Origin of the sequence: Blautia sp. HCP3S3_C4 (assembly GCF_052064095.1) — a bacterium.
GTDB lineage: Bacteria > Bacillota > Clostridia > Lachnospirales > Lachnospiraceae > Blautia_A.
In genome coordinates this window covers 1-5,937 of sequence record NZ_JBQHWF010000032.1, presented here as the reverse complement: position 1 = coordinate 5,937, position 5,937 = coordinate 1, and the positions used below count along the sequence as shown (strand labels likewise).

The 5,937-nt window shown below is 36.4% G+C and carries 5 protein-coding genes and 1 pseudogene; 4 read left to right on the top strand and 2 right to left on the bottom strand.

The features are described from left to right. Window positions 1-74: 74 nt before the first annotated feature. The gene (locus ACTNC6_RS15930) at window positions 75-617 is read right to left on the bottom strand and encodes a transposase (RefSeq protein ID WP_441044611.1); all 543 of its coding nucleotides are present in this window, start codon (window positions 615-617) and stop codon (window positions 75-77) included. Further along, on the bottom strand, window positions 580-1,023 hold the full coding sequence (locus ACTNC6_RS15925; protein ID WP_441044609.1) for a transposase family protein: 444 nt from the start codon (window positions 1,021-1,023) through the stop codon (window positions 580-582). The genes ACTNC6_RS15930 and ACTNC6_RS15925 overlap by 38 nt, the downstream gene beginning before the upstream one ends. Window positions 1,024-2,236: 1,213 nt before the next feature. Here ACTNC6_RS15925 and ACTNC6_RS15920 point away from each other — a divergent pair. The 4 genes and pseudogenes from ACTNC6_RS15920 to ACTNC6_RS15905 form a co-directional block, all read left to right on the top strand. Further along, the gene (locus ACTNC6_RS15920; RefSeq protein WP_441044607.1) at window positions 2,237-2,449 is read left to right on the top strand and encodes a helix-turn-helix domain-containing protein; all 213 of its coding nucleotides are present in this window, start codon (window positions 2,237-2,239) and stop codon (window positions 2,447-2,449) included. Window positions 2,450-2,743: 294 nt separating this feature from the next. Next, complete coding sequence (locus tag ACTNC6_RS15915; protein ID WP_441044605.1) at window positions 2,744-4,069, top strand: AAA family ATPase; 1,326 nt, start codon at window positions 2,744-2,746, stop codon at window positions 4,067-4,069. Between the two features lie 3 nt (window positions 4,070-4,072). Next, complete coding sequence (locus tag ACTNC6_RS15910) at window positions 4,073-4,321, top strand: RloB domain-containing protein (RefSeq protein WP_441044603.1); 249 nt, start codon at window positions 4,073-4,075, stop codon at window positions 4,319-4,321. A gap of 366 nt (window positions 4,322-4,687) precedes the next feature. Continuing rightward, window positions 4,688-5,845: pseudogene (locus tag ACTNC6_RS15905) on the top strand (AAA family ATPase); the annotation flags it as partial. Window positions 5,846-5,937: the final 92 nt, after the last annotated feature.

Sequence of the window (5,937 nt, the reverse complement as noted above, 5' to 3'; positions counted from 1 at the left end):
TCGTTGGTAAAAATGACGAAGAAAAGAGCCTTTTCTCGCATGAGAAAGGGCTCGGAGTACTTTAGGTAGAAAAATCACTGGAAGCTAACAGGAATAGCAAGATATTTTTGGATTGTTTTAGGTGAAGAATGTAGCAATAACGCTATATCCGATATGGTTAGTCCTTCCCTGCGTTTTTCATGGGCGAATTTTATACGCAATGACCGGTTTGCAGTGTTATACAATGCTTTCATTTCATCCGTAATGCTTTCTGTTAATGGTATTTCAACCCTTGCAGGAAACTCACGAAATATATATTTACAGATAACTTCCGAAAGTCCCTTTATCAAGTGAAAACGGTCACTAATCTGTATGACATCAGGATGAGAATTTGTAGCAGCGGATGCGTATGTAATGGCTCCATCCCTTGAAATAACTTCGATATTGTGAAACGTTTTCAACCAGTTGCAGACATCATTTGTGTCTCTTGACGGAATCATATCAATAATTCGATGATTCTCTAAATTTATCATAACTGTTCCATAAGAAAATCTTTTACGGAGCGCAAAATCATCCACACATATCATTTTTACAGAAGATTTATCCACAATGGATGGCATTTTTTTTAAGCAGATCACAGATGCTGCTTTTACGGACTGTAATATTTTCACTTTTTAAAAGTTTAGAAGCATTCAACGAGCTTAGCTGGGATGATGTATATAAAATATTTTGGATTAACCGGTTCGTTTTTTTCGATTTAGCAGTCACAAATGGATGTTTCTCTGAAAAAGTTTTGTGAGAACAGTCCGGATTCATACATCGCATTTTCCTGGTATCGACTAACAGGATGACCTTTTTTCCTTGCATAGGAAGATCTTGAATTTCTCTTTGATAAATAGAATGAACTTTAGATGTTTTGCTTCCACAAAACGGACATTCTAATTCAGTTATTGTTGATGCAATATGAAAAATCACTTTATTTTCTTTTATGCGATATTGTATTAGTCCATAGGCTGGGTCAAGTAACTTAATAAATTTGTCCATACAGATAACCTTCCTGGTAAATATATTTTGAATATATTATATGACTTTAATACATTAATTTCAACTAAGTATGGAAAGAACCGTTTTCCAGTTTACATTATGGTTTTACATTGGAATGTTGTTTGAAAAGAATAGATCTATTTTTGAGGATACTTTCTCTCATATAAAATTTAGATTACTCTTAGCCGACATTGTTCTATACGGAATATACGAAATCACAAACCATTTTTTAATACCATTTCCAATCAAAATTATCATGAAAGTGATAAAGATTATTCTAACGGGATTGTTGTGTTTGACGGTTTATATGATTTCGTACTTTGTTACGAAGAGTAAGATTTTTAATTCAAGGGTATTTAATGTTCTAAGAAGAGACCCTTTTGGAATTTATCTGTATTCAGATCCTTTAAATTACTTGATTTTGATGTTTGGAGCCTCATTGTTTGGGGGAGAACTGTGGACGAATAATCTATATTCAGTTGCTTTCTATCTGTTAAGAATATTAGTAACTTTAGGAATCTCTGTTTGTTTGACTGAAGTGTTGAAAAAGTGCAAGATAAAATATATTTGCTGATTATTAAATGCCTCTAATTTCCGTCACCCTTGCCAACTATTCAAACTACTCAAGTTGTGCTATAATATAAGAGCAGATAAACTATGCTTCTGAGAGAGGTTTGAAAAGTTGTCTGCTGGACTAGATTAAAAAAGACCTACCGGAGGTGGATTGTTAAGATGGTTATCTTCCATTCTTCTTATTCCTCTATATCTTCTATAGAGGTTGCCACCTTTTCTACTTCTCTGCTAATGAGGGGCAGATAAACTATGCTTCTGAGAGAAGCGTGAAAAGTTGTCTGCTGGACTAGATTAAAAAGGATTCTAACAAATCACCTACCTAATTTTTAGGAGGTGGATTGTTAAGATGGTTGTTTCTTGGTTTATTGTGCTTCCTGTGCAATTCACAGTTAATTACTACAACATTGAGGTCAGACCCCATGAAATACCGATAAAGAAGATAAAACAGAACTAAAAGATCTGTAAAAGAAACATAAAATATCTTGCAAAAGCTTATCACGAGTGATAAAATCTCGTAAATAAGATATCAGAGATGGGATAGAGGGATAAGCAAATGCAGGAGAACATGAAAGAATACCTGACAGAAAAGGAATCCAGGGAAAAGAGACTGGAAGTATATATATAGAAGATCCAGGAAAAGATGTTGAGCAGACCTTCGGAAACAATCCGGCAGTTAGTGGAGGAGAGACACCGCCAGAAAATGATGCAGCAGGAAATAGCGGATATTACAGGGATAAAACCGTCAAATATAGCCCGGTTTGAGATTGGCGAAAGGGTGCCAACGCTGGTTGTATTTGAGAAATATGCAAATGCACTTGGAAAACATATTAAAATAAAAATCTGTGATGACTGACAGATTTTCATTTTAGAATAATCATAAATGATAGTATTATCGAGGACAAAAAGCGAAATGAAAGGAGAAATATCGCAAGAAAAGTAAGTGCTTAATTTTTTTAGGTTGCTTTTAAGATCGAAATTGAATCATAATACGAAAAAATCACATAAAATCATAATTTAACAAGATAATAAATACAATATTCTTGACATATACGAAAAAAACGTATAACCTAAATGTACAGGAGGTGTCAAGATGCTGATACGGTTTAGTGTAAAAAATTTTTTGTCATTTGCATCAAGAGAAGATAACATGTCTGAAGAATTTTCTATGATTGCAGGACGTGTTCGTGGGAAAAAGGAACACCTGTATGATGATGGAAAGATCAAACTACTGAAATTTGCGGCAGTTTATGGTGCGAATGCTGCCGGAAAATCCAATCTGGTAAAGGCAATGGATTTTATGAAACAGGTAGTGATCAGTGGTCTGCCGGACGGACATACAGAAAAATACTGCAAAGTAAATCCGGAAAATGCTATGAAGCCAAGCTATTTTGAAGTAGAGATTCTGTTAGATGGTAAATATTATTCTTATGGTTTTGAAATTATCCTGAGCCAAAGCAGGTTTATTTCAGAGTGGCTGGTGGAACTTCATGCTGATAATTCAGAGAAAATACTTTTTACAAGAGACATTGCAAACGGAACGTATGAACTGGGTGGTATGCTTGCACGTAAAGGGTTAAAGGAAAAACTGGATGTCTATGCAGATGATATTCGTGGAGATGGCAGTGTCCTGTTTTTGGCGGTCATGAATCAAAATAAAAAAAATCTGTACGAGAGTCATAAAACGGCTGCGATTCTGAAAAATGTTTTTTTGTGGATAAAAGATTCACTGGATATCAATTATCCGAATCAGCCGATCTCTGATTACTCTTATCTTGCCCAGGCAGATAAAGTCAGTGAGGTTTGCCGGATTATATCTGCATTTGGAACCGGGATTACGGATTTCGCTTTAGTGGATGTTCCAGTTGAGAAAGTGCTACATGGATTGTCGAAGAACCTGCAGGACAAAATTCTGTCAAATATCGAGCAGAAACAGGTTGAAGTAAGAAACCATCCGCAGATCAAGGGAATCAATATGATATTAAGGACGCTTGCGGATCTGTTTATTATTATGATAGATGGCAGCGATACTGTGAAATGCCAGACAATCGAGTTCAGTCATGGAAGAAAAAATGTGTTATTTAATCTGGAAGAAGAATCGGATGGAACAGTGCGTATTCTCGATCTGTTGGAGATATTATTGTCCGGCGAGGGAAAAACTTATGTCATAGATGAACTGGATCGGTGTCTGCATCCAAGTCTCAGTTATAAGTTTGTGGAGACATTTTTAAACCTTGCGACTGAGAAGAATATCCAGCTTATCGTTACAACCCATGAGTCGAGATTGATGGATTTCGATCTTCTCCGCAGGGATGAGATATGGTTCGTGGATAAAAAGGAAAACGGAGAGTCGGATATCTATTCATTGGAAGAATATAATGCCAGATTTGACCAGAAGATTGACAAGGCATATCTGGAGGGAAGGTATGGAGGCATTCCTATTTTCAGCACCATTTTTCCAGTTGAGAGGGCATAGCGCATGAGAGAAAAAAAGACATTTGCCCAAAGAACCAGAACAAGGAATACAGACGAAGTGCGGAAAAAGTATTTTCTTGTATATGAAGGAAAAGAAACAGAGGAGATTTATTTTGAAGGTGTAAACCAGAATCGTTCCATGATCGGAATCAATCCGTTGATCGAACTGGTTCCTGTGGTAAGGAGCTACAGTGAAGAAGGATGGAGTAATCCAAAGAAGATCGTGGACCGCTACAAGGGTCAGACCCTATAAGGTACGAATAAAATGAATAAACACGTCCTTAAAGTTCTCTAAAGAAATCATAAAAGTTGTTCTAATCAACATATCGAAGTTAAGATTGCTATTTACCGTCTCCTCAACCTGGTGAAGCATTCCAGACTGAAGTATAGTTCTGCAACATCTGCCTTCTACTGGACAGTGACAAACTATGAGCCTTTTACAAGACCACAATGTCAGGCCCTATGATGTGCATAAAAATAAAATATGAAGCGGTCCCCATGATGCAAATCCAATATACCGCTTTACGCAAAAAAGGTTTCATGTTATCATTATCTCATCAAGAGTTCTGATAATTTGAAACCTTTTTTGCAATTATTAAAGAAATGGATGTGTGTCAATATGGGAATGTTTGTTAATCCTGATAATCTGGCATTTCAGGCAGCTTTGAATGCAAGGATCTATGTTGATAAAAGTGGAATCCTCAATTATACAAACAGTGTTCTGGGGTCAACAGATGCTTTTATATGCAATAGTCGTCCAAGAAGATTTGGAAAATCTGTTACTGCAAATATGCTTACAGCGTATTACAGCAAAGGATGCAATTCAGAAGAAATGTTTTCCAGGCTGGAAATCAGTCAGGCAAAAGATTTCAGAAAACATCTGAATCAGTATGATGTGATTCACTGGGATATTCAATGGTGCATGGGACCTGCCAATGGTCCTGAGAAAGTTGTTTCTTATATTTCCGAAAAGACGATTTCAGAATTGAAAGAATATTATCCTGATGTACTTCTGGCAGAGAATCATTCCCTGGCAGAGACACTGGCACGGATCAATACTGTAACTGGCAGAAAGTTTATTGTGATTATTGATGAATGGGATGTTCTGATTCGTGATGAAGCTACAAAAGAGGATATCCAGAATGAGTATATCCGCTTCTTACGTGGTATTTTCAAAGGGACAGAGCCTACAAAGTATATTCAGCTTGCATATCTTACAGGTATTTTACCGATTAAAAAGGAAAAAACTCAGTCTGCCTTAAACAATTTTGATGAATTTACCATGGTAAGTCCAAGTATTCTGGCGCAGTATATCGGATTTACGGAAGCTGAAGTACAAAAGCTGTCAAATAAGTACCATAAGGATTTTGATAAGGTAAAGAAATGGTATGATGGATATCTGCTGAAAGATTACCAGGTCTATAATCCCAGAGCTGTTGTCAGCGTAATGCTGAAGGGAGAATATAAGAGTTACTGGTCGGAAACAGCCTCTTATGAAGCGATTGTGCCTTTTATCAACATGAATTATGATGGTTTGAAAACAGCGATCATAGAAATGCTTTCCGGCTCATCCGTCAAAGTTAATACAGCAACATTCAAAAATGACACTGTTAATATTCAAAGTAAGGATGATGTACTGACTTATATGATCCATCTGGGATATCTTGGATATGATCAGACAGAAAAAATTGCTTTTGTTCCCAATGAAGAAATCCGTCAGGAACTGACTAATGCTGTAAAAAGTAAGTCATGGAATGAAATGCTTATGTTCCAACAAGTGAATAATCCGGGGTGAAATCCATCACCTGTCCGGCGCATGGAAATCACTAATCCGTTTTGTTGGAAATCGCATTTCCGTTAAAAAGGAAA

Bases quoted from the DNA above. Each gene is read 5' to 3' on its own strand.
- ACTNC6_RS15925 (WP_441044609.1), bottom strand. From the start codon at position 1,023: ATGGACAAATTTATTAAGTTACTTGACCCAGCCTATGGACTAATACAA.
- ACTNC6_RS15920 (WP_441044607.1), top strand. From the start codon at position 2,237: ATGTTGAGCAGACCTTCGGAAACAATCCGGCAGTTAGTGGAGGAGAGA.
- ACTNC6_RS15915 (WP_441044605.1), top strand. From the start codon at position 2,744: ATGTCTGAAGAATTTTCTATGATTGCAGGACGTGTTCGTGGGAAAAAG.
- ACTNC6_RS15910 (WP_441044603.1), top strand. From the start codon at position 4,073: ATGAGAGAAAAAAAGACATTTGCCCAAAGAACCAGAACAAGGAATACA.